The organism is Aeromicrobium sp. (genome assembly GCF_049586495.1).
Classification (GTDB): Bacteria; Actinomycetota; Actinomycetes; order Propionibacteriales; family Nocardioidaceae; genus Aeromicrobium.
Window position 1 is genome coordinate 1 of sequence record NZ_JBAVCB010000085.1, and the last position, 1533, is coordinate 1533.

Below are 1533 nucleotides of genomic sequence, written 5' to 3' on the forward strand. Positions count from 1 at the left end.
GCCGCACGTCCGCCTCGGTGATCTGGTCGCCCATCAGGAACCGGCGATCGGTGAGCCGGTCCTCGAGCCAGTCCATCGCGGTCCAGAGCCGGTCGTACGCCTCGTCGTACGCCTCCTGGGAGCCCGCAAACCCGCAGCGGTACACGCCGTTGTTCACCTCGGTGAACACCCGGCGCATCACCGTCTCCATCTCATCGCGCAGATCGGCCGGCCACAGATCGGGCGCGCCGTCGCGATGGAACTCGGTCCACTCGGTGCTGAAGTCGTGGGTGATCCACGAGAAGTCGTTGGTGACGACTTGGCCACTGGCGACCTCGACCATGGCCGGCACCGTGATGCCCCGTGGATAGTCGGGATACCGCGCGGTGTAGGCCTGCTGGAGGCGCTCGATGCCCAGCACGGGGTCCACCCCGCCGGGGTCGAGATCAAATGTCCAGCTGCGCGAGTCGTGGGTGGGACCGCAGTATCCGATCGAGATGGCGTTCTCCAGACCCAGCAGTCGTCGCACGATGATGGCGCGATTCGCCCACGGACACGCCTTCGCCACCACGAGCCGGTAGCGGCCGGCTTCGACCGGCCATCGGCGGATGTCCGCGCCGATCTCGGTGTCTGCTCGCACGATGCGGTCGGGGATGTAGTTCATGTCCCGGTCGAAGGTCTCGCCCTGGTTGACGTAGGAACCGAGGGTCGAGTGATCAGCCATGCTGCTAGCCTAGGCTGATCATGCGACAGTGCATCCTGAAGCAGACCAGCCTGCTCCTTCCCTGCCGCGTCGAGGTCCTCTCCTAGGTCGGACCCCTCGGCGCGGAGTTCGTCACGTACCGGCCAGACAGAGCAACGACGAACCCCCGAGGACATTTCGATGCACACCTATCCATCCACGCCCCAGCAGCCCAGCGGCATGCCGATTGGGCGTTACGCGCCGTTCGTGCCGGTCGAGCTGCCGGACCGCACGTGGCCCGCCGCCAGCATCACCCAAGCGCCGCGCTGGTGCGCCGTCGACCTGCGTGATGGCAACCAGGCTCTGATCGACCCCATGACCACACCCCGCAAGCTGGCGATGTTCCAGCTGCTCGTCCGCATGGGCTACAAGGAGATCGAGGTCGGCTTCCCCAGCGCGAGCCAGACGGACTTCGACTTCGTGCGCATGCTGATCGAGGGCGATCACATTCCCGGTGACGTCGTCATCCAGGTGCTGACGCAGTGCCGTGAACCGCTGATCGACCGCACCTTCCAGTCTCTGGTCGGCGCAAAACAGGCGATCGTGCATTTCTACAACTCGACCTCCACCCTGCAACGCCGCGTCGTGTTCGGTCTGGACAAGGACGGCATCACCGACATCGCTACGCAGGGAGCTCGGCTGTGCCTGAAGTACGCCGAGATCCACACGCAGGACACCCAGATCTCCTATGAGTACTCGCCGGAGTCCTACACCGGCACCGAGCTGGACTACGCGCTCGAGATCTGCAGCCGCGTCATCGACGTCATCGATCCGACACCGGACTGGCCACTGATCATCAACCTGCCCGCCAC

General features: G+C 65.2%; 1 protein-coding gene and 1 pseudogene. One reads left to right on the forward strand and one right to left on the reverse strand.

The window, feature by feature from the left end; all coding sequences use genetic code 11:
* On the reverse strand, window positions 1–703 hold a 703-nt coding region (locus WB508_RS04810; protein WP_423843744.1), incomplete at its 3' end, for a glutathione S-transferase C-terminal domain-containing protein.
* A gap of 159 nt (window positions 704–862) precedes the next feature.
* Between WB508_RS04810 and WB508_RS04815 the strand changes: the two are divergent.
* Window positions 863–1533, forward strand: a pseudogene (locus tag WB508_RS04815) (2-isopropylmalate synthase); the annotation flags it as partial.